The organism is Enterobacter sp. GER_MD16_1505_Eko_090 (genome assembly GCF_003331015.1).
GTDB lineage: Bacteria > Pseudomonadota > Gammaproteobacteria > Enterobacterales > Enterobacteriaceae > Enterobacter > Enterobacter roggenkampii.
In genome coordinates, this window is record NZ_PUQF01000013.1 from 59,596 (window position 1) to 85,718 (window position 26,123).

Genomic DNA, 26,123 nt, shown 5'->3' on the forward strand with positions numbered 1-26,123 from the left:
CCTTACTGCGCCTGCACGCGCAGCTCTGCTGCGCTACGACTACGGTGACCCAACAGGGCTTTAACATCGCTGGACTTCGGCTTAATCAGCGCGAATTTCGCAGAGAACGCCGGCCAGTTAGCCAGGATCTCTTCGCCGCGCGAAGAACCGGTATGCTGCACGTGTTCGGTAATCAAACCGCGCAGGTGTTCTTCGTGAATGGCCAGCGTGTCAACGTCCAGCACTTCTACCAGTTCAGGGTTCACGCGTTTACGGAACTCACCGTCTTCATCCAGGACGTAGGCAAAACCGCCCGTCATGCCTGCGCCGAAGTTCACGCCGGTTTTACCCAGAACGCAAACAATCCCGCCCGTCATGTATTCACAACCGTTATCGCCAATGCCTTCCACCACGGTGATAGCACCGGAGTTACGCACCGCAAAACGCTCGCCCGCACGACCCGCGGCAAACAGACGACCGCCGGTTGCGCCGTACAGACAGGTGTTACCGATAATGCTGGCTTCATGGCTGCGGAAGGCTGAGCCGACCGGAGGACGTACCGCCAGAAGACCGCCCGCCATGCCTTTGCCGACGTAGTCGTTGGCATCGCCGGTCAGGTACAGCTCAACGCCGCCTGCGTTCCACACGCCGAAGCTCTGACCCGCAGTACCGCTGAAGTGCGCGGTAATCGGATCGGCCGCCAGCCCCTGGTCACCGTGCGTCTGCGCGATGTAGCCGGAGAGGGAGGCACCCACGGAACGGTCGGTGTTGCGGATATCAAACCAGAACGTTTTGCTCTGCTTGTCGTCCACATACGGTTTCGCCTGCTGCAGCAGCTGCGCGTTCAGCACGCCGTTGTCGAACGGCGGGTTGTTCTCGGTGCAGTAGACCGCTTTGCCAGGATGCGGCTGCGCGGTTTCCAGCAGCTTGCTCAGCTCCAGCTTCTGCTGCTTGGCCGTGAAGCCTTCCAGCTCTTTCAGCAGGTCGGTACGGCCAATCAGGTCTACCAGGCGCTTCACGCCCAGCTGCGCCATCAGCTCGCGGGTTTCACGAGCGATGAAGTCAAAGTAGTTGGTCACTTTGAACGGCAGACCGTGATAGTGATTCTTACGCAGCTTCTCGTCCTGGGTCGCAACACCGGTTGCGCAGTTGTTCAGGTGGCAAATACGCAGGTATTTACAGCCGAGCGCAACCATTGGGCCGGTACCGAAGCCAAAGCTTTCCGCACCCAGAATCGCCGCCTTGATGATGTCGAGGCCGGTTTTCAGGCCACCGTCCACCTGCAGACGGATCTTGTGACGCAGACCGTTAGCGACCAGCGCCTGCTGGGTTTCCACCAGGCCAAGTTCCCACGGGCAGCCCGCATATTTCACGGAGGAGAGCGGGCTTGCGCCGGTACCGCCGTCATAACCGGCGATGGTGATAAGGTCCGCATAGGCCTTCGCCACGCCGGTGGCAATGGTGCCGACGCCCGGTTCGGAAACCAGCTTCACGGAGATCATCGCTTTCGGGTTGACCTGCTTCAGGTCGAAAATCAGCTGCGCCAGGTCCTCGATAGAGTAGATATCGTGGTGCGGCGGCGGGGAGATCAGCGTCACGCCCGGTACCGAGTAGCGCAGTTTGGCGATGTACGGGGTAACTTTATCACCCGGCAGCTGACCGCCTTCGCCCGGTTTCGCACCCTGAGCGACTTTAATCTGAATCACGTCGGCGTTGACCAGGTACGCTGGCGTCACGCCAAAGCGGCCGGATGCCACCTGCTTGATACGGGACACCTTGTTGGTGCCGTAACGGGCAGGATCTTCACCGCCTTCGCCGGAGTTAGAGTTGCCACCGATGCTGTTCATGGCTTCCGCCAGCGCCTCGTGGGCTTCCGGGCTCAGCGCGCCGATGGACATCGCCGCGGTATCGAAGCGTTTGAACAGTTCGGATGCCGGTTCGACTTCGTCAATGCTGACCGCTTCATCACCCGGATTCAGGGCAATGAGGTCGCGCAGCGTCGCCGCCGGACGGTTGTTCACCAGTTCAGCGTACTGCTGATAATCACGGTATTCGCCGCTCTGAACCGCCTGCTGCAGCGTGCGCACCACGTCAGGGTTGTAGGCATGATACTCGCCGCCGTGAACGTATTTCAGCAGACCGCCCTGATCCAGCGGCTTACGTGCCAGCCAGGCGCGCTTGGACAGGTTCACCAGATCCTGCTGGAAGTCAGCAAAACCGGCGCCGCCGATGCGGCTGACCACGCCCTGGAAGCAAAGGTTGGCGACCTCATCGTGCAGGCCGACCGCTTCAAACAGCTTCGAGCAGCGGTAGGAGGCAATGGTCGAGATGCCCATTTTGGACATGATCTTGTACAGACCTTTGTTGATGCCGTTACGGTAGTTCAGCATCACCGCGCGGTAATCTTTGTCGATCGCGCGGGTATCCACCAGACGGGCCAGCGTTTCATAGGCCAGGTACGGGTAGATCGCCGTCGCGCCAAAGCCTAACAGCACGGCAAAGTGGTGCGGGTCGCGCGCGCTGGCGGTTTCAACAATGATGTTGGCGTCGCAGCGCAGGCTCTTATCCACCAGACGCGTCTGGATAGCGCCCACCGCCATTGGTGCAGGCACCGGCAGACGGTTTTTCGCGATGTTGCGGTCGGACAATACCAGCAGCACGGTACCGTTACGCACCATCTGTTCGGCTTTGTCGCACAGCGCATTCACCGTCTCTTCGAGGCTCGCGTCGTTCACGTCGAAGGTAATATCGAGCGTGTCGGCGCGATAGTGCTCCTCTTTCATGGTGGTGAGCTGTTTGAAATCGGAGTACAGCAGGATCGGCGATTTAAAGGTCAGACGGTGCGCCTGGCCTTCGGCCTCGCAGAAGACGTTCATCTCGCGACCGATGCTGGTGGCCAGCGACATCACGTGGGCTTCACGCAGCGGATCGATTGGCGGGTTGGTGACCTGCGCAAACTGCTGGCGGAAGTAGTCGTAAATGATGCGCGGCTGGCTGGAGAGCACGGCAAACGGGGTATCGTCACCCATAGAACCGACCGCTTCCTGGCCGTTCTCACCGAGCACGCGGATGACGGAGTCCAGCTCTTCCGCGCTGTAGTTAAACTGCTTCTGGTAGCTCGCGAGGGTGTCATCGTCCAGCTCGCGGCTGCCCACTTCTTCATCCGACAGATCTTCAAACGGCACCAGACGACGCACGTTTTTCTCCATCCACTCTTTGTACGGATGGCGGCTCTTCAGATCGTTATCGGTTTCGGCGGAGTGCAGGATGCGTCCACTGCGGGTGTCGATCACCATCAGCTCGCCCGGACCGACGCGGCCTTTCTCGACCACTTCGTCAGGCTGGTAATCCCAGATGCCGACTTCAGAGGCGCAGGTGATGAGCTTGTCTTTGGTGATGACGTAGCGCGCCGGACGCAGGCCGTTACGGTCCAGGTTACAGGCAGCGAAACGACCGTCGGACATGACGATGCCCGCCGGGCCGTCCCACGGCTCCATGTGCATGGAGTTAAAGTCGAAGAACGCGCGCAGCTCAGGGTCCATATCCGGGTTGTTCTGCCAGGCCGGCGGCACGAGCAGACGCATGGCGCGCACGATATCCATCCCGCCCGCCAGCAGCAGTTCCAGCATGTTATCCATCGAGCTGGAGTCCGAGCCGGTTTCGTTCACGAACGGCGCGGCATCGTGCAGGTCAGGGATCAATGGCGTCTGGAACTTGTAGGTACGGGCGCGGGCCCACTGGCGGTTACCGGTAATAGTGTTGATCTCACCGTTGTGTGCCAGGTAGCGGAACGGCTGCGCCAGCGGCCAGCGTGGAACGGTGTTGGTGGAGAAGCGCTGGTGGAACAGGCAAATGGCCGATTCCAGACGCAGGTCCGCCAGGTCCAGGTAGAAGCGCGGCAGGTCAGCCGGCATACACAGACCTTTATAGATGTTCACCAGGTTAGAGAGGCTACAGACGTAGAACTCTTTATCGTCCTGGAGACGTTTTTCAATGCGGCGGCGGGCGATAAACAGACGGCGTTCCATATCACGCGGACGCCAGCCCGCAGGCGCGTTGACGAAAATCTGTTCAATACGAGGCAGCGAGGAGAGGGCGATTTCACCGAGCACCCCTTCGTTGGTTGGCACATCGCGCCAGCCGACAATCGACAGGGTTTCACGCTGAAGTTCTTCTTCGACGATGCGGCGTGAGGCGGCAGCTTTTTCAGGATCCTGGTTCAGGAACAGCATGCCGACAGCGTAGTTTTTGGCTAAACGCCAGCCGCGCTCTTCCGCCACGATGCGGAAGAAACGATCCGGTTTTTGCAGCAGCAGGCCGCAACCGTCGCCAGTTTTACCATCGGCAAGAATGGCGCCACGGTGCTGCATACGGGCCAGTGCGTGAATAGCGGTACGCACCACCTTGTGGCTAGGTTCGCCTTCTATGTGGGCGATCAGGCCGAAACCACAGTTATCCTTCTCAAGGGATTTATCGTACAACATATCAGTGAACCTCCCCAGGCTCGTCGGGCTTCCCACTGAACTTTACCGTGGCGCACAGGCACAGAAAGAGCATGGCGACGGGGTTTGCGTTTCATACGCGGACCTCGCATTCGCCCTCTTTTTCATCCTTTCGCGCAGGTAAACAAGTTTGAGGACTTGCTTCAGAGGGAATCTCAATTACTGCATAAATATGATGAGCAGGCCGCTCATCCAGAAAGCTTCCAGCGGATTTCCAACTTATCGGGAATTGGTACACAGGTCAAATGGCAATCTTATTTATACAAAAATGTGCTAAAGAGAGTTTATCTACCTGTATTTTAAGGCTATTTAACTAATTTTACATTGATTGATTGCCCTGAAAGAGCGCAGCGGAGTGTGATCTGACTCACTATATGAAAGCGGTATTATCCATGTAGCGTGCTGAATAGCGGTTTTATAGCAGAACAATAATCTGGCATTGGTCGCAAACCCGCATAAACACACTGTTTTTCAGTGATGGCGCTATAAATGAAAAAAACAATCAGAACATAAGGAAAAGTAATCACATGCGGCGTGAATGAAATTGCAGTAATCCTGAGTATTTATTCATATAGATAAAGGCCGTCCAGGGCGATTGATCCAGGTCATCGCCGACAGAGGCTAAAAATGGCAGGCTTGTCCCCTTTCTCCGGGACGGTCTATCAGATTATGCAGTTACAGAAATTAGTCAATATGTTTGGTGGGGATCTTTTGCAGCGCTACGGGCAAAAGGTTCATAAGCTGACGCTGCACGGCGGGTTTAGCTGCCCGAATCGCGACGGCACCATCGGGCGCGGAGGCTGCACCTTCTGTAACGTTGCGTCGTTTGCCGATGAAGCACAGCAACATAACTCTATCGCTGAACAGCTTGCTCATCAGGCCAGCCTGGTGAACCGTGCGAAGCAGTATCTGGCCTATTTTCAGGCTTACACCAGCACGTGGGCGGAGGTGCAGGTATTGCGATCGATGTATCAGCAGGCCGTCAGCCAGGCCAACATCGTTGGGCTGTGCGTGGGAACCCGCCCGGACTGCGTACCGGACGCGGTGCTGGACCTGCTCAGCGAGTACAAAGAACAAGGCTACGAGATCTGGCTGGAGCTGGGCTTGCAAACCGCACATGACAAAACGCTGCACCGTATCAACCGTGGCCATGATTTCGCCTGCTACCAGCGCACCACGCGGCTGGCACGCGAGCGCGGGCTGAAGGTCTGTTCACATCTGATTGTCGGTCTGCCCGGCGAAGGTCAACAGCATGCCTTTGAAACGCTGGAAAAAGTCGTTGAAACCGGCGTGGACGGCATCAAGCTTCATCCGCTGCATATCGTGAAGGGCAGCATTATGGCGAAAGCCTGGGAGGCCGGGCGGTTAAGCGGTATCGAGCTTGAGGACTATACGGTGACGGCGGGGGGGATGATTCGCCACACGCCACCGGAGATTGTCTACCACCGCATCTCGGCCAGCGCCCGCCGTCCAACGCTTCTGGCACCGCTGTGGTGTGAGAACCGCTGGACGGGGATGGTGGAAATTGACCGCTACCTGCAGGAGAACGGCGTACAGGGTTCGGCGCTGGGCCGCCCGTGGGTTCCGCGTCTACCGGCGACGGCCGCCTAACAAACTCCCCAGCATGCCGCGCACGATCTGATTGGTGACCTGTCGCGCGGCGCTTTTCGCCATGGTCTGCACTACGCCGTCGCGTTTGCCGCCGCGCGGCCCGGTGCTGCCGAACAGGATGTCTTTGAGTCCACCAAGAATGCCGTCATCCACGGCGACAGACTGCCCTTTAGCGGCAGGCGCATCCTGCGATTCCGTTGTCGCCTGGACTCCTTTTTGCAGCATCTCGAAAGCAGATTCGCGATCCACCTCGTCTTCGTACTTCCCGTAAACCGGTGAGTGGTTAATCAGGCCGTTGCGTTCATCGTCGGTCACCGGCCCCATGCGCGAGCAAGGTGCAATGACCATGGCGCGTTCCACCACGGACGGGCTACCCTTCGCATCGAGGAACGAGATCAGCGCTTCACCGGTGCCTAACGCCTGAATCGCCGCTTCGGTATCAAAGGCGGGATTGGCGCGCATGGTTTGCGCGGCGGCTTTCACCGCTTTCTGATCTTTCGGCGTAAAGGCGCGCAGGGCATGCTGCACGCGGTTGCCGAGCTGCCCGAGCACGTTGTCGGGGATATCCGACGGGTTTTGCGAGACAAACCAGACGCCGACGCCTTTGGAGCGGATCAGGCGGATAACCTGCTCGATCTTGTCCAGCAGCACCTGCGGTGCATCGTTGAACAGCAGGTGCGCTTCATCAAAGAAGAACACCAGCTTCGGCTTCTCAAGGTCGCCCGCCTCTGGCAGCTGTTCGTAAAGTTCAGAGAGCATCCACAGCAGGCTGGCGGCGTAGAGTTTCGGCATCTGGTAGAGCTTTTCGGAGCTCAGGATGTTAATAATCCCTTTGCCGCTGCTGTCGGTGCGCATCCAGTCTTTGATATCCAGCATTGGCTCGCCGAAGAAGTGCTCGGCACCCTGTTGCTCCAGCGTCAGTAGGCCACGCTGAATTGCGCCCACCGAGGCGCTGCTGATGTTGCCGTACTGGTTCTGGAAGGATTTGGCGTTATCGCCGATGTACTGCGTAATGGCGCGCAGATCTTTGAAATCAAGCAGCAGCAACCCCTGGTCATCGGCAATACGGAAGATGATATTCAACACGCCGGACTGCACGTCGTTGAGGTTAAGCAAACGGGCCAGCAGCAAGGGACCGAGATCGGAGACGGTGGCGCGCACCGGGTGGCCTTTTTCACCGAAGATGTCCCATACCACCACCGGGTTACCGTGCGGCGTCCAGTCCGTGATGCCGATATTCTTCAGCCGTTCGAGCAGTTTTTCAGAGGCGGTCCCTTCCTGAGCCACACCGGTTAAATCGCCTTTTACGTCAGCCATAAAGACCGGTACGCCAATCTCTGAAAGCGACTCCGCCAGCTTTTGCAGGGTGACGGTTTTCCCCGTCCCGGTCGCGCCGGTGATCAGACCGTGGCGGTTCGCCATCGCGGGCAGTAAATAGAGCTCTTTTTCCAGCGTCCGGGCAATTAACAATGGTGTACTCATGATGCGCTTCCTCTCGTAGTCCTGGGTGGAGTATAGGCAACCTGACGGTAAAACGGCTGAGTAAATTGCTGACTTTGCGGCGCATTATCCAGCGCGGACTATGCTTTTGCATACGGTTCACAAAATAGTGGGAAACTATGTCCAGATTCTTCTTTAACGATCGCAAACAGCTGGTCAACGATGCCATTGAAGGCATATTGCTCTCTGCGCCACATGCCAATCTCGTCAAGCTTGATATCGATCCGGCCATCCGGATCGTCGCGCGCGGCGACTGGGATAAAAGCCGCGTGGCGGTAATTTCCGGCGGCGGCTCAGGCCATGAACCCGCACACGCCGGGTTTGTTGGCAAAGGGATGCTGACGGCGGCAGTGTGCGGTGATCTGTTTGCCTCGCCGAGCGTGGATGCGGTACTGAATGCCATCGTCGCGGTCACGGGCGATCGCGGCTGTCTGCTGATCGTCAAAAACTACACCGGCGACCGCCTGAACTTCGGCCTGGCCGCTGAAAAGGCCAAACGCTACGGCCTGAAGGTGGAGATGGTGATTGTGGCGGACGATATCGCGCTGCCGGATAACAAGCAGCCGCGCGGTATTGCCGGCACGGCGCTGGTGCACAAGATTGCGGGCTATGCGGCGGAACAGGGGAAATCCCTGAGCGAGGTGCGGGATATTGCGCAACAGGCCTGCGATAACCTCTGGAGCCTGGGCGTAGCGATGCAAACGTGCAACCTGCCGGGCAGCGACGATGAAGAGGGGCGCATTAAGCAAGGCCATGTCGAGCTGGGCCTGGGCATTCACGGCGAGCCCGGGGCTTCCGTGGTGGATACGCAAAACAGCAAAGCCATTATCGATACCCTGGTGACGCCGTTACGCGCGCAGGCGGGGGAGGGGCGTTTTGCGGTGCTGATTAACAATCTTGGCGGCGTATCGGCGCTGGAGATGGCGCTGCTGACCAAAGAGCTGGCGCACTCGGCGCTGAAAGAGAATATCGCGTACCTGATTGGCCCAGCGCCGCTGGTCAGCGCGCTGGATATGAAAGGCTTTTCGCTGACGCTGCTGAAGCTCACTGATTTCTTCGAAAAGGCGATTCACGCTGATGTCGAGACGCTGGGCTGGCAGAAGCCCGTGGCGTTTGCGCCACTGCGCACCGTGGCGCATAGCGCCATTCATGACCGTGTGGAGTACACTCCGTCTGACAATCCACAGGTGCGTGCGTTTGTCTCCTCCGTGACGACAACGCTGCTCCAGCTCGAAAACCGCCTGAACGCGCTGGATGCTAAAGTGGGGGATGGCGATACCGGCTCTACCTTTGCGCAAGGGGCGCGGGATATTGCGCAGCGCCTGGAGGAGAACGCGCTCCCGCTTAATGACGTGCCTAAGCTGCTGTTACTGGTTGGCGAGCGGCTGGCTACGGTAATGGGCGGGTCGAGCGGCGTGCTGATGTCGATCTTCTTTACCGCGGCCGGGCAAAAGCTTCACGATGGTCAGACGCTCCCGGAGGCCTTGCTCAGTGGACTTGCGCAGATGAAGCAGTACGGCGGGGCAGATCTCGGCGATCGCACGCTGATCGATGCGCTGCAACCGGCGCTGGAGGCGTTACAGAAAGGCAATATTCAGGCGGCAGCGCAGGCCGCGCAGCAGGGCGCAGAAGCAACGTCGAAGATGGCGAAAGCCGGCGCGGGACGCTCGTCGTATGTCAATAAAGAGAACCTGGATGGGGTGATGGATCCGGGAGCGGTCGCGGTCGCGGAAGTATTTAACGTATTGGCGCAGCAGTGAAAGTAGGCCGGGTAAGGCGAAGCCGCCACCCGGCAAACTCACATCAGAAATCTGCTTTCAGCACCACGCGGTAGCGGGCTTTGCCGTCGCGCACGTGCTGGATCGCTTCGTTGATTTTTGACATCGGATACAGTTCGGTGGTCGGCGCCACTTTGGTGCGTCCGGCGAATTTCATCAGTTTGCGCAGCTCGTACGGCGTACCGGTTGCAGAACCGGAGATGCTGCGATCCCCGCCGATCAGGGTAAACGCCGGAACCGGCAGCGGCTTCATTACCGCACCCACGGTGTGGAAGTTACCGCCGTAGGCCAGCGCTTCAAAGTACGGCTGCCAGTCGAGATCCACGTTAACGGTGTTGATGATCAGGTCAAACTGACCCGCCAGCGCGTTCAGCGCCTGCGGATCGCGGCTGTTCACCACTTTATCCGCACCCATTGCCAGCACTTCTTTCTCTTTCGCCGGGTTCGAGCTGAACGCCGTGACTTCACAGCCCATCGCGTGCAGCAGCTTAATGGCAATATGCCCCAGTCCGCCGATACCGATGACGCCGACGCGGCTGGTGGCGGTGATATGGTGCATCAGCAGCGGCTTGAAGACGGTGATGCCGCCACACAGCAGCGGACCGGCGGATTCGATATCAATGCTGTCCGGTAGTGGGATAACCCATTGCCAGTCGGCGCGCAGTTTATCGGCAAAACCACCTTTGTTGAGAATGGTGGGAACGGCGCCTTCGAGGCAGTTGATTTGATTGCCGCTGATACAGGCATCGCAGTGACCGCAGCTGCGTGCCGTCCAGCCAATGCCCACGCGCTGGCCCACTTTGAGCCCTTTGTCCTGCGCGGCGCTACCGAGCGCCACGACGCGGCCAATAACTTCGTGCCCGGCAACCAGCGGATAGCTGGAGAAGCCCCATTCGTTGTCGATCATCGAGAGATCCGAGTGGCAGATCCCGCAGTAATCAACCTGTACTTCGACGTCTTCTGCTTTTAGTTCGCCCGCATCGTACTCGTACAGCTCAAGTTCTGCACCCGCCTGCGGTGCGGCGTAGCTTTTTATCTTCGACATCGTGTTTCCCCCGTTGTGGTGTGAACTGAGAGTGTAGAGCATTCAGTTTACAGCCGCTTAACAGAAGAGGGCAGGAACGAAAGTTACAGACTTTTCAGCATCCTGACTTCGCAATCAACGTGGCCGGTACAGCCCAGCGGCGCATCGATATGCTCAAAGCCCAGATGTTCATACAGGCCGATGGCCTCTTTGAGGAAGGCGGTCGTTTCAAGGTAGCAGCGGGTAAAACCCTGCTTGCGCGCGTGGTCCAGCGCCATCAGCGCCAGCTTTTTTGCCAGTCCTTGTCCGCGTGCCGTTGGCAGGAAATACATTTTCTGCAGTTCGCAGATATCCGGCTCGCTGCAGCTGAGGGGTGCCACGCCGCCGCCGCCCACGACCTGACCGTTCTGCTCGATGACCCAGTAGGCATGACCAGGCTGGCTGTAGAGCTGGAAAAGCGCGTCCAGATTCGGGTCGGCAACCGTGTAGCCCTTGTCAGCCGTCAGTCCATATTCGGCAGAAACGGTGCGAATAACGGCGGCGATAGCCGGGTTATCCTGCTCAGCGATCCGGCGCATCGTCGTCGCGACGGGGGTAATCACGCTCATAGCATTACTCATTACAAAAATTGACACATAACTGCTGTTAATAGCACCGCAGAAAGGGGAGTGCAAGCGAGGAGTTTTCAGGAAGGTTACCCCTTACGCCCTGAAGCGTAAGGGGTAAAAGCATTACAGGGCAGCGATAACCGCCTGCTGCTCAATCAGCTTGGTCTTCGCATCGGCGAAGGCAACCAGACGCTCACGCTCTTTCGCGATGACCGCTTCCGGCGCGCGGGCAACAAAGCCTTCGTTCGCCAGCTTGCTTTCGATTTTGCCAATTTCCACGTCGACTTTCGCCACTTCTTTCGCCAGACGAGCCAGCTCAGCGTCTTTGTCGATCAGACCCGCCATCGGGATCAGCAGCTCGGCACCGTCGATGATTTTGGTCACGGAAACCGGACCTTTGTCATCAGCAGGCAGCACGGTGATGCTTTCCAGACGCGCCATGGTTTTCAGGAAGGTGTTGTTCTCGGTGACGCGACGAACGGCCGCTTCGCTACAGCCGCGCAGCAGCAGCTCCAGCGGTTTGCCCGGCGCGATGTTCATTTCTGCACGAATGTTACGTACCGCCACGATCGCCTGCTTCAGCCACTCGGTATCCGCAGACGCCGCTTCATCAACCTTAGCCGCATCGAATGCCGGGAACGGCTGCAGCATGATGGTGTCGGCGTTGATGCCTGCAATCACCTTCACGCGCTGCCAGATGGTCTCGGTGATGAATGGAATAACCGGATGCGCCAGGCGCAGCAGGCCTTCCAGAACGGTAATCAGCGTGTTGCGCGTGCCGCGCAGTTCCGCCTCAGTGCCGCCGTTCATGACCGGCTTCGCCAGCTCCAGATACCAGTCACAGAACTGGTTCCAGGTGAATTCATACAGAATGCCCGCCGCGATATCGAAGCGGTAGCTGTCCAGCGCGTCGCGGAACGCTTTCACGGTCTGGTTGAATTCCGCCAGGATCCAGCGGTCGGCCAGGGAGAGGGTCATCTCGCCGCCGTTGAAGCCGCAATCCTGATCTTCGGTGTTCATCAGCACGAAGCGGCTGGCGTTCCACAGCTTGTTACAGAAGTTACGGTAACCTTCCAGACGCTTCATGTCCCAGTTGATGTCACGGCCGGTCGAGGCCAGCGCTGCCAGGGTGAAGCGCAGGGCGTCGGTACCGTGAGCCTCAATCCCGTTCGGGAACTGCTTCTCGGTGCGCTTGCGGATTTTCTCCGCCAGCTGAGGCTGCATCATGTTGCCGGTGCGTTTTTCCAGCAGCTCTTCCAGAGAAATACCGTCAACCATATCCAGCGGGTCAATGACGTTACCCTTGGATTTGGACATCTTCTGGCCTTCATCGTCGCGGATCAGACCGGTCATGTAGACGGTATGGAACGGAACCTGCGGCTTGCCGTCTTCGTCTTTGATGAAGTGCATGGTCATCATGATCATGCGGGCAATCCAGAAGAAGATAATGTCGAAGCCGGACACCATCACGCTGGTTGGGTGGAACTGACGCAGCGCGTCGGTGTTTTCTGGCCAGCCGAGGGTGGAGAAGGTCCACAGCGCGGAGGAGAACCAGGTATCCAGCACGTCTTCGTCCTGACGCAGGGCAACGTCAGCGCTCAGGTTGTTTTCCTGGCGCACTTCATCTTCGCAGCGGCCAACGTACACGTTGCCTTCGTTGTCGTACCATGCCGGGATACGGTGACCCCACCACAGCTGACGGGAGATACACCAGTCCTGAATATCGCGCATCCAGGAGAAGTACATGTTTTCGTACTGCTTCGGCACGAACTGAATGCTGCCGTTTTCAACCGCTTCCACAGCCGGTTTCGCCAGCACGTCGGCACGCACGTACCACTGGTCGGTCAGCATTGGCTCGATAACCACGCCGCCACGGTCGCCGTATGGCACGGTCAGATCGTGAGGTTTGATCTCTTCCAGCAGGCCGAGTGCGTCAACAGCAGCCACGATGGCTTTACGCGCGGCAAAGCGTTCCAGCTTCTGGAACTCGGCCGGGATGTCGCTGGAATAAACGTCGGATTCGTTGCCTTTGGTGTCGTACACTTCTGCGCTTTCGCGGATATCGCCGTCGAAGGTCAGAATGTTGATCATCGGCAGGGCGTGACGACGACCCACTTCATAGTCGTTGAAGTCGTGCGCCGGGGTGATTTTCACGCAGCCGGTGCCTTTTTCCATGTCGGCGTGTTCGTCGCCCACAATCGGAATACGGCGGTTTACCAGCGGCAGCACCACGAATTTGCCAATCAGATCTTTATAACGCGGATCTTCCGGGTTAACGGCCACGCCGGTATCGCCCAGCAGGGTTTCCGGACGGGTGGTCGCGACCACCAGGTAATCTTTACCGTCAGCGGTTTTTGCGCCGTCGGCCAGCGGATAGCGGATGTGCCACATGGAGCCTTTAGACTCGCGGTTTTCCACTTCCAGATCGGAAATCGCGGTGCGCAGTTTTGGATCCCAGTTAACCAGGCGCTTGCCGCGGTAAATCAGGTCTTCTTTGTACAGGCGGACGAAGACTTCTTTCACGGCGTTGGAAAGGCCTTCATCCATGGTGAAGCGCTCGCGCTCCCAGTCCACGGAGTTGCCGAGACGGCGCATCTGACGGGTAATGGTGCCGCCAGATTCCGCTTTCCACTGCCAGATTTTGTCGATGAACGCGTCGCGACCGTAGTCGTGGCGGGTTTTCCCTTCTTCAGCGGCAATTTTACGCTCAACCACCATCTGGGTCGCGATACCCGCGTGGTCAGTCCCCGCCTGCCACAGGGTGTTTTTGCCCTGCATGCGCTGGTAGCGGATCATGGTGTCCATGATGGTCTGCTGGAAAGCATGACCCATATGCAAACTGCCGGTGACGTTCGGCGGCGGGATCATGATGCAGAAGGACTCTTTGCTTTCGTCGCCGTTAGGCTTGAAATAGCCCTGCTGTTCCCAGTGCTCGTAAAGCGGCTGTTCGATATCGCGTGGGTTATATGTCTTTTCCATTATTTCCAGGTTGCCGTATTCAGGTTAAAACCAGCCAGGCGGTACGCTTTATAGCGTTCGCGCGCCAGTTGTTTCAAGGATTCTTCGTAAGGGACAAAGTCTACCACTTCTGTGAAAGCGGTGGCAAAATCTGCAAAATCTATCCGCAGGCTAATCAGAATGTCGCGCGCGCTGCTGTTGCGCTTTTGCGGCCAGGCAATTTCCACCGGCGCCCCGCCGCGTGGCCCTTCGCCTGACAGGTTATGCGGAACAAAGCTCTCAGGCGGGCGGGCCCACAGCGCTTCATCGAGACGAATCGCCTGCTGCTCATCTTCACAGGCGATCAACACGCGTTTGCCTGCGCGCCAACGTTCTGCGGCAATTTCACACACCAGCTGTTCGACGGCGCTGAGTCCATCCTGATGGGTGTCGTTGTCCAGAAGGTAGAACGTTGCATTCTTCATATATGGGGCTTCTTGTCGTGGATTTAAATGCAAAGCCGGGTGGCGCTTCGCTTACCCGGCCTACGGTTGAGTGGCGTGTAGGCCGGGTAAGGCGAAGCCGCCACCCGGCACTTTATATCACTCGTCGCCGTTAAAACCCGCACGATTGAGCAGGAACTGCGACAGCAGCGCCACCGGACGACCGGTTGCGCCCTTTGCCTTACCGGAGCGCCATGCGGTGCCCGCGATATCCAGGTGCGCCCAGTTGTACTTGCGGGTGAAGCGCGCCAGGAAGCATCCCGCGGTGATCGCCCCGCCAGGACGTCCGCCGATGTTCGCCATATCCGCGAAGTTAGACTCCAGCTGCTCCTGATATTCGTCACCCAGCGGCAGACGCCATGCGCGGTCACCGGCCTGCTCCGAGGCGCTAATCAGCTCGTGCGCCAGCGGATTATGGTTAGACATCAGGCCGGTAATGTGGTGGCCAAGGGCAATCACGCAGGCACCGGTGAGCGTGGCGACGTCAATGACCGCTTCCGGCTCGAAGCGCTCAACGTAGGTCAACACGTCACAGAGTACCAGACGGCCTTCGGCGTCGGTGTTCAGCACTTCTACCGTCTGGCCAGACATGGTGGTCAGGACGTCACCCGGGCGATACGCGCGACCGCCGGGCATGTTTTCGCAGCCCGCCAGGACGCCGATCACGTTGATCGGCAGCTGAAGCTCCGCGACCATGCGCATCACGCCGTAAACCGCCGCCGCGCCGCACATGTCGTATTTCATCTCATCCATGCCTTCGGCAGGCTTGATGGAGATACCGCCGGAATCGAAGGTCAGGCCTTTACCGACCAGCACGACAGGGCGCGCGTCTTCGGCCGGGTTGCCCTTGTACTCGATAACCGACATCAGGGATTCGTTCTGCGAGCCGTTACCGACCGCCAGGTAAGAGTGCATTCCCAGCTCTTTCATCTGCTGTTCGCCGATGACGCGGGTAATCACGTTTTTGCTGTAGGCGTCGGCCAGCTGGCGCGCCTGAGAGGCGAGGTAAGCGGCGTTACAGATGTTCGGCGGCATGTTGCCGAGATCTTTTGCCGCTTTAATACCGGCGGCAATCGCCAGACCGTGCTGGATCGCGCGCTCGCCGCTGGTCAGCTCGCGACGGGTTGGCACGTTAAAGACCATTTTACGCAGCGGACGACGCGGCTCGCTTTTATTGGTCTTCAGCTGATCGAAGCTGTACAGGCTCTCTTTTGCCGTTTCGACTGCCTGACGCACTTTCCAGTAGGTGTTACGCCCTTTAACGTGCAGCTCGGTCAGGAAGCATACCGCTTCCATTGAACCGGTATCATTCAGCGTATTGATGGTTTTCTGAATCACCTGCTTGTACTGACGTTCATCCAGCTCGCGTTCTTTGCCGCAGCCAATCAGCAGAATGCGCTCTGACAGTACGTTCGGAACATGGTGCAGTAACAGCGTCTGCCCAGGTTTGCCTTCCAGTTCGCCACGGCGCAGCAGGGCGCTAATATAGCCGTCACTGATTTTATCGAGTTGTTCGGCGATCGGGGAGAGTCGGCGTGGTTCAAAGACGCCCACAACGATGCAGGCACTCCGCTGTTTCTCCGGGCTACCGCTTTTTACACTGAACTCCATGCACTACGCTCCTGAATCTTAAAGACAACGGCGGCGGCTACGGATAGAATTGAAACCTTTCGTAACTCATGTCCGCTGTTGTGGTGACTTCGTGTTAATCTTACGTTACTACGGTTTCGACACGTCAGAAAAAGTCCTGAAGCGTGAATCCGCCGGATGTTTTAATCTTAGCGATGATTTCGACGACTCAAGAGAATAAATGACGTTTAAGCCATGAAACAAGCGATTTTCCAGCAAAGAGACGGGTTTTTACGGGCGTATTTAAAGTGATAATCATAAGATATCTGGTGCGGGAGACGCTCAAAAGCCAACTGGCGATCCTCTTCATCCTGCTGCTGATTTTTTTCTGTCAGAAGCTGGTTAAGATCCTCGGTGCGGCCGTTGACGGCGAAATTCCAACAAATCTGGTGCTTTCCCTGCTTGGTTTAGGGATCCCGGAAATGGCGCAGCTTATCCTGCCGCTAAGTCTTTTCCTTGGCCTGCTCATGACGCTTGGGAAACTCTACACCGAGAGTGAAATCACGGTGATGCATGCCTGTGGCCTGAGCAAAGCGGTGCTGGTCAAAGCCGCCATGATACTGGCGCTGTTCACGGGTATCGTTGCGGCGGTGAATGTGATGTGGGCGGGTCCTCTGTCTTCTCGCCATCAGGACGAAGTGCTGGCCGAAGCGAAAGCCAACCCCGGCATGGCGGCGTTAGCCCAGGGACAGTTCCAGCAGGCAACCGACGGAAACTCCGTGCTGTTTATTGAGAGCGTTGACGGCAGCAAATTCAACGATGTCTTCCTGGCGCAGCTGCGTCCCAAAGGTAACGCGCGTCCTTCTGTGGTGGTTGCCGACTCCGGTCAGCTTGCTCAGCGCAAAGATGGTTCTCAGGTCGTGACGCTGAACAAAGGCACCCGTTTCGAAGGCACCGCGATGCTGCGTGACTTCCGCATTACGGATTTCCAGAACTATCAGGCCATTATCGGCCATCAGACCGTGGCGCTCGATCCAACGGATACCGAGCAAATGGACATGCGTACCCTCTGGAATACCGATACCAACCGAGCGCGTGCTGAGTTCCACTGGCGTATTACGCTTGTCTTCACCGTGTTTATGATGGCGCTGATTGTCGTTCCGCTGAGCGTGGTGAACCCGCGTCAGGGACGCGTGCTCTCTATGCTGCCAGCGATGCTGCTTTACCTGATCTATTTCCTGCTGCAAACCTCGATTCGTTCCAACGGCGCGAAGGGTAAGCTGGACCCTATGGTCTGGACATGGTTCGTTAACAGCCTGTACATCTTACTGGCGCTGGGGTTAAACCTGTGGGATACGGTGCCTGTGCGCCGCATACGTGCCCGATTCTCGCGTAAAGGAGCCATCTAATGCAGGCGTTTGGCGTTCTTGATCGCTATATCGGTAAAACCATTTTTACCACCATCATGATGACGTTGTTCATGCTGGTGTCCCTCTCCGGCATTATCAAATTTGTCGATCAGCTGAAAAAAGCCGGGCAGGGGAGCTATGACGCGCTGGGCGCGGGGATGTATACCCTGCTCAGCGTGCCGAAAGATGTGCAGATCTTCTTCCCGATGGCGGCCCTGCTGGGGGCGCTGCTGGGGCTGGGGATGCTGGCGCAGCGCAGTGAGCTGGTCGTTATGCAGGCTTCGGGTTTTACCCGTATGCAGGTCGCGCTGTCGGTAATGAAAACCGCCATCCCCCTGGTGCTGTTGACCATGGCGATTGGCGAGTGGGTCGCGCCGCAGGGCGAACAGATGGCGCGTAACTATCGTGCTCAGGCGATGTACGGCGGCTCACTGCTCTCGACTCAGCAAGGTTTATGGGCGAAAGACGGTAAAAACTTCGTCTACATCGAACGGGTGAAGGGGAATGATGAACTGGGCGGGGTGAGCATCTATGCTTTTGATGACCAGCGCCGTCTGCAGTCCGTTCGCCACGCCTCTTCGGCGAAGTTTGACGCCGAACATAAGCAGTGGCGGTTGTCCCAGGTTGATGAATCTGACCTGACCGATCCGAAACAGATTACGGGTTCTCAGACGGTAACCGGTACGTGGAAAACCAACCTGACGCCCGATAAGCTCGGCGTCGTGGCGCTGGATCCTGACGCGCTCTCCATCAGTGGTTTACACAACTATGTGAAATACCTGAAGTCGAGCGGACAGGATGCGGGACGCTATCAGCTCAACATGTGGAGCAAAATCTTCCAGCCGATGTCCGTGGCGGTAATGATGCTGATGGCGCTGTCGTTTATCTTCGGTCCGTTGCGCAGCGTGCCGATGGGGGTCCGCGTCGTGACCGGCATCAGCTTCGGCTTTGTGTTCTACGTGCTCGATCAGATCTTCGGTCCGCTGACGCTGGTTTATGGCATTCCGCCGATTATCGGTGCGCTGCTGCCAAGCGCCAGCTTCCTCCTGATCAGTCTCTGGCTGCTGTTGAAACGCTCCTGATTGACCCCTCCTCGCTTCCGGTTACCCGGGAGCGAGGCTAATCTCCTGTTTCACCCCGCACTTTTTCTCACAACCTTCAACGTCCCGCCGCGAATTTGAGTATTATTGAGCGATAACGTCGTGAAGGGATCCTCTATGAAGCAAATTCGAATGCTTGCCCAGTATTACGTCGACCTGATGATGAAGCTTGGGCTGGTGCGTTTTTCCATGCTGCTTGCGCTGGCGCTGGTCGTTCTGGCCATTGTCGTGCAAATGGCGGTTACCATGGTTCTGCATGGTCAGGTCGAGAGTATCGACGTCATCCGCTCCATCTTCTTTGGCTTGCTTATTACTCCCTGGGCGGTCTATTTCCTTTCCGTGGTGGTTGAACAGCTGGAAGAGTCCCGTCAGCGTTTGTCTAAGCTGGTGGATAAGCTGGAAGAGATGCGCGAGCGCGACCTGAAGCTCAACGTCCAGCTCAAAGACAACATTGCGCAGCTGAATCAGGAGATTTCAGATCGTGAGAAAGCGGAGGCCGAGCGTCAGGCCACCCTGGAGCAGCTGAAAATCGAAATGAAAGAGCGCGAGGTCACGCAGATCCAGCTTGAGCAGCAATCTTCTTTCCTGCGATCGTTCCTGGATGCGTCGCCGGATCTGGTGTTCTACCGTAATGAAGATAAAGAGTTTTCCGGCTGTAACCGGGCGATGGAGTTGCTCACCGGGAAAAGCGAGAAGCAGCTGATACACCTGAAGCCGCAGGACGTTTACTCTGAAGAGGCGGCGGCCAAGGTCATGGAGACCGACGAAAAAGTCTTCCGTCATAACGTCTCACTGACCTATGAGCAGTGGCTGGATTACCCGGACGGGCGCAAAGCCTGCTTTGAGATCCGTAAGGTGCCCTACTATGACCGCGTGGGGAAACGCCACGGCCTGATGGGCTTTGGCCGCGATATTACCGAGCGTAAGCGCTATCAGGATGCCCTGGAGCGCGCCAGCCGCGACAAGACCACCTTTATCTCCACCATCAGCCACGAGCTGCGTACACCGCTTAACGGCATCGTCGGGTTGAGCCGTATTCTGCTGGATACCGACCTGACCGCAGAGCAGGAAAAATACCTCAAGACTATCCATGTTTCAGCGGTCACGCTGGGTAATATCTTCAACGATATTATTGATATGGATAAGATGGAGCGCCGTAAAGTTCAGCTTGATAACCAGCCTGTGGATTTCACCAGCTTCCTTGCCGATCTGGAAAACCTCTCTGGTCTGCAGGCGCAGCAGAAGGGACTGAGCTTTGTCATGGAGCCAACCCTGCCGCTGCCGCATAAAGTGGTGACGGACGGCACGCGACTGCGCCAGATCCTGTGGAACCTGATCAGCAACGCGGTGAAATTTACCCAGAAAGGAAAGGTTGCGGTGCGTATCCGCTATGACGAAGGTGACATGCTGCACTTCGAGGTGGAAGACTCCGGGATGGGTATTCCGCTGGAGGAGCAGGACAAAATCTTCGCCATGTACTATCAGGTGAAGGACAGCAACGGTGGGAAACCGGCCACCGGTACGGGCATTGGCCTGGCGGTGTCTAAACGTCTGGCGAAGAGTATGGGCGGCGATATCACCGTTGCCAGCCAGCCGGGCAAAGGGTCAACCTTCACGCTGACGGTCCATGCCCCTGCGGTGGCGGAAGAGGTAGAGGATACCTTTGAAAATGACGATATGCCGCTGCCTGCCCTGCACGTCCTGCTGGTGGAAGATATTGAGCTGAACGTAATTGTGGCGCGCTCTGTACTGGAAAAACTGGGCAACAGCGTGGATGTCGCGATGACCGGTAAAGCCGCGCTGGAGATGTTTAAACCAGGCGAATACGATCTTGTTCTGCTGGATATTCAATTACCGGATATGACCGGGCTGGATATCTCGCGCGAGTTGACGCGTCAGTACGCGGCCGACGAACTGCCGCCGCTGGTTGCCCTGACGGCGAACGTGCTGAAAGATAAAAAAGAGTATCTCGATGCCGGTATGGACGATGTACTCAGCAAGCCGCTGGCGGTGCCTGCTCTGACCGCTATGATCAAAAAATTCTGGGATACCCATGATGAAGAGGAGAGCACCATGACGTCTGTTGATAGCGCAAAAGCCCAAACGATACTCGATACCGCGATGCTGGAGCAGTACATCGATCTGGTGGGGCCGAAACTGATTACCGACGGTCTGGCGGTGTTCGAAAAAATGATGCCGGGCTATCTGAGCGTGCTGGAATCCAACCTGACGGCCCGTGACCAGAAGGGTATCGTGGAAGAAGGACATAAAATCAAAGGTGCCGCCGGCTCGGTTGGCTTACGCCATCTGCAGCAGTTGGGGCAACAGATTCAGTCGCCTGATTTACCTGCATGGGAAGATAACGTGGGTGATTGGGTTGAAGAGATGAAACAGGAATGGCAAAACGATGTGGCGGTGCTAAAAGCCTGGGTTGACGCCAGAAAAAAATGACCCCGGATTAACCGGGGTGCGCGAATACTGCGCCAACACCAGGGAAATCGTGGCTGCGCCTGTTTTTAAACGTTATTTTTGAAAGGGCGCTGCCTGAAAAATTTAGGCCGCACGCAGATAAGATAGCAAATCTTAAATGGTTTGTTACATGAATCAGTGAAATGTGTGAAGCATAGCGTTTTAATCAAAATTATTAATGTGCTTCAGCAAGTTGCAGAAAAGGATTGTCATGATGAAAAAGATTGGTGTCGTGCTAAGCGGATGCGGTGTTTACGATGGCTCTGAGATACACGAAGCCGTCATCACGCTGCTGGCCCTGGCTAAGCAGGGAGCCGAGGTGATTTGTTTTGCACCGGACAAAAATCAGGCGGATGTGATTAACCATCTGACCGGTGAGCCGATGGCGGAAACCCGTAACGTGCTGATTGAAGCCGCGCGCATTGCGCGAGGTGACATCCATCCTCTTATTCAGGCAGACCCTGCAGAGCTTGATGCGCTCATTGTGCCGGGTGGGTTTGGCGCAGCCAAAAATCTCAGTACCTTTGCCGCGCAGGGCGCGGAGTGTCAGATCGATCCTCATCTCAAAGCGCTGTCGCAGGCCATGCATGCGGCAGGAAAACCGCTGGGCTTTATCTGTATCGCACCGGCGATGTTGCCTAAAATTTTTGATTTCCCGCTGCGCCTGACCATCGGGACGGATATTGATACCGCAGAGATTGTCGAAGAAATGGGGGGCGAACACGTTCCGTGCCCGGTGGATGACATTGTGGTTGATGAAGATAACAAGATTGTCACCACGCCTGCGTATATGCTGGCGAAGAATATCGCGGAAGCCGCCGTGGGCATTGAAAAACTGGTCGCCCGCGTGCTGGTGCTGACGGAATGAGGCGTCCGTTTTCCGCAGGCGCATGGGTGAAACGCCTTCTTCTACGCATCGTTCTCGTCATGGCGGTGTTCTGGGGAGGCGGGCTGGCCGTGTTCAGCATTATGCCGGTCCCGTTCTCTGCCGTGATGGTTGAGCGTCAGCTCGGCGCGTGGCTCAGCGGCGATTTCGGCTATGTTGCCCATTCTGACTGGGTAAGCATGGACGAGATCTCTCCGTTCATGGGGCTGGCGGTCATCGCAGCGGAGGATCAGAAATTCCCGGAGCACTGGGGGTTCGACGTTGCGGCCATTGAGAAGGCGCTGGCGCATAACGAACGCCATGAAAACCGCGTGCGCGGCGCGTCAACGTTGTCGCAGCAGACGGCCAAAAATCTGTTTCTGTGGGACGGCCGTAGCTGGGTGCGAAAGGGGCTGGAAGCGGGGCTCACCCTGGGCATGGAAACAGTCTGGAGCAAAAAGCGCATTCTGACCGTGTATCTCAACGTTGCCGAGTTTGGCGACGGGGTATTTGGTGTCGAAGCTGCATCACAACGCTATTTTAATAAACCCGCCAGCAAGCTGAGCATGTCTGAGGCGGCGCTGCTCGCGGCTGTTCTGCCTAATCCCCTCCGCTTTAAAGCCAGTGCCCCGTCAGGTTACGTGCGAAGCCGTCAGGCGTGGATTATGCGCCAGATGCGTCAGTTGGGAGGAGAAGGGTTTATGGAGAGCAACAAACTTATGTAGGGCGGGTAAGCGCAGCGCCACCCGCCTGAAGGGCAGAGACCTTAATCTTCGTCGAACCCTGCGTTAAACAGCGCAATCACCGCCGCCAGCGCTTCCTCTTCCTGGGGGCCGGTGGCTTCGACTTCAATCTGACGCCCTTTGGCGGAATCCAGCATCAGCAGCGCAATCACGCTGTTCGCCTCCGCTTCGGTACCTTCGTCATTCCGCAGCAGAACTTCTGCATCGAAACCCTGCATCAGCTCAAACAGCTTCATCGCCGGGCGCGCATGCATGCCCAGCTTATTGGTGATCTCAACGGTCTGTTTTACGGTCATGTTTTACGTTTTTCCAGCGTGCGATGACGGGACTGAACGTTCTTTCCGCGCGAGCGGAAGTAGTCGGCCAGCTGTTCGGCGATGTAGACCGAACGATGTTTACCGCCGGTACAGCCAATCGCTACCGTCAGGTAGCTGCGATTGTTTGTCTCCAGCATAGGTAACCATAGCTCAAGGTAGCTTCGCGTCTGGTAGATAAAATTGTGAACTTCTGTGTGCCTGTCGAGGAAGGCCGCGACGGGTTTATCCAGACCGGTCATAGGACGCAGTTTCGGATCCCAGTGCGGGTTCGGCAGGAAGCGCACGTCGAAAACATAATCCGCATCAATCGGGATACCGTGCTTGAAGCCAAAGGATTCGAACACCATCGTCAGTTCGCGCTCGCGTTTACCCAACAACCGGGTACGCAGCATTTCCGCCAGCTCGTGAACGGACATCTCAGAGGTGTCGACAATCAGGTCGGCGCGAGAACGCAGCGGCTCCAGCAGATCGCTCTCTTCATCGATTGCGCTCTCCAGGGAGAGGTTCTTACTGGAAAGCGGGTGCAAACGACGGGTGTCGCTGTAGCGGCGGATCAGGGTATTCCGGTCTGCATCGAGGAACAGCAGCTGAGGCGAGAACGTGTCAGGCAGGTTACTCATTGCCTGCTCGAAGATCTCTGGCGATTCCGGCATGTTACGAACGTCGATACTGACGGCGGCCGAGGTCTGTCTCTCCGCAAGCGTACGGGCCAGGTCGGGCAACAACACGACCGGCAGGTTATCGACGCAGTAAAAACCCATGTCTTCCAGCGCGCGCAGAGCCACGGATTTCCCCGACCCTGAACGACCGCTGACAATCATCAGCACCATGTTCCGTTTCTCCTCAGGACAACAGATGTGAAGGCCATCTCCTGGTTATGCATCATCCTGATTGCCTTCTGCTTCGGTGATAATTTGATAGAGCTCTTCATCACTTTGAGCCGAGCGCAGTCGACGGCAAATGGTTTTATCAGCCAGACGTTTGGCGACCAGCGACAGCGTATGCAGATGGGTTTTCGTCTGGTCAGCAGGCACCAGCAGCGCGAAGAGGAGATCGACGGGCTGGTTGTCAATGGCATCAAAAGCGATCGGTGTTTCAAGCTGCACAAACACACCGACGGCACGCAGGGTATCCTCTTCCAGCTTGCCGTGCGGGATTGCGATGCCGTTGCCGATACCGGTACTGCCCATCTTTTCACGGGTCAGAATCGCTTCGAACACCACCTGCGGCGGCAGGCCCAGCTGTTTTGCGGCCAGTTCACTGATGATTTCCAGCGCACGTTTTTTGCTCTGGCAGTGAACCGCACTGCGGGTACATTCCTGGTTAAGGACATTGCTCAGTTGAAGAGCGGAATCGTTGTTCATCATAATTTCACCTAAGCGCTAACTGTACAAATGGCCTGTTGTGTTTCACAACAGGCCGTCCTGCACCCGTTAACTGCCCGGACAATTAGTGTTGTTTCAGTTTATCTTTATGTTTATTGAGCTGTCGCGCAAGCTTATCAATCAAGCCGTCGATAGCAGCGTACATGTCTTGCCCTTCCGCACTGGCATGCAGTTCCCCCCCGTTAACATGCAGGGTGGCATCCGAGATATGAGTCACTTTCTCCACTTTCAACACAATGTAGACCTGATTGATCCTTTCGAAATACTGCTCGAGTTTTGCAAACTTCGCGTTCACAAAGTCGCGTAAAGCCTCAGTAATTTCGACGTTTTGTCCAGTGATGTTGAGCTGCATAGTGTCTTCCTTATCGGTTGTGTCAGACCAGCTGTTTACGCTGGTTGGACGGCGGAATGGATAAAGACTCTCGATACTTCGCAACAGTACGACGTGCCACCATAATACCCTGATCGGACAGCATGGTGGTTAACTTACTGTCGCTTAGTGGCTTCGCGGGATTCTCCGCGGCGATCAACTTCTTCACCAGAGCACGAATGGCCGTTGACGACGCTTCGCCGCCGCCCTCGGTATTCACATGGCTGGAGAAGAAATACTTAAGCTCAAAAATACCGCGTGGACTGTGCAGATACTTCTGCGTGGTGACACGGGAAATGGTTGATTCATGCATCTCGACGGCCTGGGCGATATCCGCCAGCACCATCGGTTTCATATACTCTTCGCCCTGCTCAAAGAACGCCTGCTGCTGTTCGACAATACAGCGGCTGACGCGTAGCAGCGTATCATTTCGGCTCTCCAGACTTTTGATCAGCCATCGCGCTTCCTGCAAATTGCTACGAATATATTGATTGTCGGCGTCGTTACGCACGCTGGTGCACATGGAGGCATACTGCTGGTTGATTTGCAGGCGAGGGATGCTGTCTGAATTCAGTTCAACGACCCAGCGGCCGTTGTGTTTTCTGACCAGCACATCCGGGATCACGTACTCGGGCTCGCTGGTCTGGATCGACTGACCGGGGCGCGGATCGAGCGACTGGATCAGATTCACCGCTTCTTTCAGCACCTCTTCCTTCAGGCGCGTGACTCGCATCAGGGTGCGGAAATCGTGGTTCGCCAGCAGATCCAGATGATCGCTGATGATCGCGCGCGCCTCCTCGAGCCATGGCGTCTCTTTACTGAACTGAGAAAGCTGAATCAGCAGGCAGTCGCGCAGATCTTTTGCGGCTACGCCTACCGGATCGAAACGCTGGATGCGCTTCAGAACGGCTTCGACTTCCTCAAGCTCAATCTCGTCGTCGCCCATGCTTTCCAGTATATCGTCGAGGGTGACGGTCAAATAGCCGGTGTCGTCAACGGCATCGACAATGGACGTGGCAATCGCGCGGTCGGTATCGGAGAAGGGGGTGAGTTCCACCTGCCACATCAGGTAATCCTGCAGCGACTGGGTGGTTTCGCCCTGATAGACCGGTAGCTCATCGTCCTGGTAGTCCGCACGCGTACCGGAAGGGGTTCCGGCGGTGTAGATTTCATCCCAGCTGGCATCAAGCGGAAGCTCGTCGGGCATCTCTTTTTGTTCGAGTGCATCCGCGGTATCGAGCGCTTCAGTATCCTGCGATTGCTGGGTATCTACCTCGTCATGAAGATCGGTTTGTTCCAGCAGGGGGTTACTGTCCAGCGCCTGCTGGAGCTCCTGCTGAAGTTCTAACGTGGACAGTTGCAACAGGCGAATTGCCTGCTGTAGCTGCGGCGTCATCGCCAGTTGTTGGCTGAGCCTTAATTGCAAACCTTGCTTCATGTTCAGAGCATTTTTC

At 56.9% G+C, this 26,123-nt stretch carries 19 protein-coding genes; 7 read left to right on the top strand and 12 right to left on the bottom strand.

Annotated features, from left to right (window positions below; translation table 11 throughout):
- Positions 1-2: 2 nt before the first annotated feature.
- Entirely contained in the window at positions 3-4,463 is a 4,461-nt protein-coding gene (gene gltB, locus C6A40_RS15680; RefSeq protein ID WP_045334601.1) for a glutamate synthase large subunit, read from the bottom strand.
- A gap of 687 nt (positions 4,464-5,150) precedes the next feature.
- Here gltB and C6A40_RS15690 point away from each other — a divergent pair.
- Positions 5,151-6,092: a TIGR01212 family radical SAM protein gene (locus C6A40_RS15690; protein WP_114191315.1), complete on the top strand. Its 942-nt coding sequence runs from the start codon at positions 5,151-5,153 to the stop codon at positions 6,090-6,092.
- Here the strand turns inward: C6A40_RS15690 and C6A40_RS15695 are convergent.
- Entirely contained in the window at positions 6,072-7,574 is a 1,503-nt protein-coding gene (locus C6A40_RS15695) for a helicase HerA-like C-terminal domain-containing protein (protein WP_008502820.1), read from the bottom strand. The genes C6A40_RS15690 and C6A40_RS15695 overlap by 21 nt on opposite strands.
- Positions 7,575-7,711: 137 nt before the next feature.
- Here C6A40_RS15695 and C6A40_RS15700 point away from each other — a divergent pair, with 137 nt between their 5' ends.
- Positions 7,712-9,352 carry a dihydroxyacetone kinase subunit DhaK gene (locus tag C6A40_RS15700; protein WP_058657824.1) on the top strand — a complete coding sequence of 547 codons (1,641 nt, stop codon included), beginning with the start codon at positions 7,712-7,714 and terminating at the stop codon, positions 9,350-9,352.
- A 43-nt stretch (positions 9,353-9,395) separates the two neighbouring features.
- Here the strand turns inward: C6A40_RS15700 and ahr are convergent, their stop codons facing one another.
- The 5 genes from ahr to pepA all read right to left on the bottom strand — a co-directional run bounded on the left by ahr (position 9,396) and on the right by pepA (position 16,053).
- Positions 9,396-10,415, bottom strand: coding sequence for an NADPH-dependent aldehyde reductase Ahr (ahr, locus tag C6A40_RS15705; protein ID WP_021242270.1), 1,020 nt, complete (start codon positions 10,413-10,415; stop codon positions 9,396-9,398).
- 83 nt (positions 10,416-10,498) lie between these two features.
- On the bottom strand, positions 10,499-11,002 hold the full coding sequence (locus tag C6A40_RS15710) for a GNAT family N-acetyltransferase (protein ID WP_008502817.1): 504 nt from the start codon (positions 11,000-11,002) through the stop codon (positions 10,499-10,501).
- Between the two features lie 123 nt (positions 11,003-11,125).
- Positions 11,126-13,981, bottom strand: a complete 2,856-nt coding sequence (locus tag C6A40_RS15715) for a valine--tRNA ligase (protein WP_045334597.1) — start codon at positions 13,979-13,981, stop codon at positions 11,126-11,128.
- Complete coding sequence (holC, locus tag C6A40_RS15720; protein ID WP_008502815.1) at positions 13,981-14,424, bottom strand: DNA polymerase III subunit chi; 444 nt, start codon at positions 14,422-14,424, stop codon at positions 13,981-13,983. The genes C6A40_RS15715 and holC overlap by 1 nt, the downstream gene beginning before the upstream one ends.
- 117 nt (positions 14,425-14,541) lie before the next feature.
- Positions 14,542-16,053, bottom strand: a complete 1,512-nt coding sequence (gene pepA / locus C6A40_RS15725; RefSeq protein WP_008501434.1) for a leucyl aminopeptidase — start codon at positions 16,051-16,053, stop codon at positions 14,542-14,544.
- 266 nt (positions 16,054-16,319) lie between these two features.
- On the opposite strand from pepA, the gene lptF reads away from it, so the two are divergent.
- The 5 genes from lptF to mtgA all read left to right on the top strand — a co-directional run bounded on the left by lptF (position 16,320) and on the right by mtgA (position 22,579).
- On the top strand, positions 16,320-17,420 hold the full coding sequence (gene lptF, locus C6A40_RS15735) for an LPS export ABC transporter permease LptF (protein WP_021242268.1): 1,101 nt from the start codon (positions 16,320-16,322) through the stop codon (positions 17,418-17,420).
- Complete coding sequence (gene lptG / locus C6A40_RS15740; RefSeq protein WP_008501437.1) at positions 17,420-18,502, top strand: LPS export ABC transporter permease LptG; 1,083 nt, start codon at positions 17,420-17,422, stop codon at positions 18,500-18,502. Before lptF ends, lptG begins: the two co-directional genes overlap by 1 nt.
- Positions 18,503-18,637: 135 nt before the next feature.
- Positions 18,638-20,971 (top strand): aerobic respiration two-component sensor histidine kinase ArcB, encoded by a 2,334-nt coding sequence (gene arcB / locus C6A40_RS15745; RefSeq protein WP_008501438.1) that lies wholly within the window; start codon positions 18,638-18,640, stop codon positions 20,969-20,971.
- Positions 20,972-21,203: 232 nt separating this feature from the next.
- Positions 21,204-21,857 carry an isoprenoid biosynthesis glyoxalase ElbB gene (gene elbB, locus C6A40_RS15750; protein WP_032653621.1) on the top strand — a complete coding sequence of 218 codons (654 nt, stop codon included), beginning with the start codon at positions 21,204-21,206 and terminating at the stop codon, positions 21,855-21,857.
- Complete coding sequence (gene mtgA, locus C6A40_RS15755; RefSeq protein ID WP_008501440.1) at positions 21,854-22,579, top strand: monofunctional biosynthetic peptidoglycan transglycosylase; 726 nt, start codon at positions 21,854-21,856, stop codon at positions 22,577-22,579. Before elbB ends, mtgA begins: the two co-directional genes overlap by 4 nt.
- Before the next feature lie 41 nt (positions 22,580-22,620).
- Here the strand turns inward: mtgA and npr are convergent, their stop codons facing one another.
- The 5 genes from npr to rpoN all read right to left on the bottom strand — a co-directional run bounded on the left by npr (position 22,621) and on the right by rpoN (position 26,107).
- Positions 22,621-22,893, bottom strand: coding sequence for a PTS phosphocarrier protein NPr (gene npr, locus C6A40_RS15760; protein ID WP_003861872.1), 273 nt, complete (start codon positions 22,891-22,893; stop codon positions 22,621-22,623).
- Positions 22,890-23,744 carry an RNase adapter RapZ gene (gene rapZ, locus C6A40_RS15765; protein ID WP_008501442.1) on the bottom strand — a complete coding sequence of 285 codons (855 nt, stop codon included), beginning with the start codon at positions 23,742-23,744 and terminating at the stop codon, positions 22,890-22,892. Before rapZ ends, npr begins: the two co-directional genes overlap by 4 nt.
- A 45-nt stretch (positions 23,745-23,789) precedes the next feature.
- Complete coding sequence (ptsN, locus tag C6A40_RS15770) at positions 23,790-24,281, bottom strand: PTS IIA-like nitrogen regulatory protein PtsN (RefSeq protein WP_008501443.1); 492 nt, start codon at positions 24,279-24,281, stop codon at positions 23,790-23,792.
- An 82-nt stretch (positions 24,282-24,363) separates the two neighbouring features.
- The gene (gene hpf, locus C6A40_RS15775; RefSeq protein ID WP_008501444.1) at positions 24,364-24,651 is read right to left on the bottom strand and encodes a ribosome hibernation promoting factor; all 288 of its coding nucleotides are present in this window, start codon (positions 24,649-24,651) and stop codon (positions 24,364-24,366) included.
- Positions 24,652-24,673: 22 nt separating this feature from the next.
- On the bottom strand, positions 24,674-26,107 hold the full coding sequence (gene rpoN / locus C6A40_RS15780; protein ID WP_008501445.1) for an RNA polymerase factor sigma-54: 1,434 nt from the start codon (positions 26,105-26,107) through the stop codon (positions 24,674-24,676).
- Between the last annotated feature and the right edge of the window lie 16 nt (positions 26,108-26,123).

Bases quoted from the DNA above. Each gene is read 5' to 3' on its own strand.
- ahr (WP_021242270.1), bottom strand. From the start codon at position 10,415: ATGTCGAAGATAAAAAGCTACGCCGCACCGCAGGCGGGTGCAGAACTT.
- hpf (WP_008501444.1), bottom strand. From the start codon at position 24,651: ATGCAGCTCAACATCACTGGACAAAACGTCGAAATTACTGAGGCTTTA.
- rapZ (WP_008501442.1), bottom strand. From the start codon at position 23,744: ATGGTGCTGATGATTGTCAGCGGTCGTTCAGGGTCGGGGAAATCCGTG.
- C6A40_RS15715 (WP_045334597.1), bottom strand. From the start codon at position 13,981: ATGGAAAAGACATATAACCCACGCGATATCGAACAGCCGCTTTACGAG.
- arcB (WP_008501438.1), top strand. From the start codon at position 18,638: ATGAAGCAAATTCGAATGCTTGCCCAGTATTACGTCGACCTGATGATG.
- npr (WP_003861872.1), bottom strand. From the start codon at position 22,893: ATGACCGTAAAACAGACCGTTGAGATCACCAATAAGCTGGGCATGCAT.
- rpoN (WP_008501445.1), bottom strand. From the start codon at position 26,107: ATGAAGCAAGGTTTGCAATTAAGGCTCAGCCAACAACTGGCGATGACG.
- C6A40_RS15700 (WP_058657824.1), top strand. From the start codon at position 7,712: ATGTCCAGATTCTTCTTTAACGATCGCAAACAGCTGGTCAACGATGCC.
- C6A40_RS15695 (WP_008502820.1), bottom strand. From the start codon at position 7,574: ATGAGTACACCATTGTTAATTGCCCGGACGCTGGAAAAAGAGCTCTAT.
- C6A40_RS15710 (WP_008502817.1), bottom strand. From the start codon at position 11,002: ATGAGCGTGATTACCCCCGTCGCGACGACGATGCGCCGGATCGCTGAG.
- holC (WP_008502815.1), bottom strand. From the start codon at position 14,424: ATGAAGAATGCAACGTTCTACCTTCTGGACAACGACACCCATCAGGAT.
- lptG (WP_008501437.1), top strand. From the start codon at position 17,420: ATGCAGGCGTTTGGCGTTCTTGATCGCTATATCGGTAAAACCATTTTT.
- pepA (WP_008501434.1), bottom strand. From the start codon at position 16,053: ATGGAGTTCAGTGTAAAAAGCGGTAGCCCGGAGAAACAGCGGAGTGCC.
- ptsN (WP_008501443.1), bottom strand. From the start codon at position 24,281: ATGATGAACAACGATTCCGCTCTTCAACTGAGCAATGTCCTTAACCAG.
- C6A40_RS15690 (WP_114191315.1), top strand. From the start codon at position 5,151: ATGCAGTTACAGAAATTAGTCAATATGTTTGGTGGGGATCTTTTGCAG.
- elbB (WP_032653621.1), top strand. From the start codon at position 21,204: ATGAAAAAGATTGGTGTCGTGCTAAGCGGATGCGGTGTTTACGATGGC.
- gltB (WP_045334601.1), bottom strand. From the start codon at position 4,463: ATGTTGTACGATAAATCCCTTGAGAAGGATAACTGTGGTTTCGGCCTG.
- mtgA (WP_008501440.1), top strand. From the start codon at position 21,854: ATGAGGCGTCCGTTTTCCGCAGGCGCATGGGTGAAACGCCTTCTTCTA.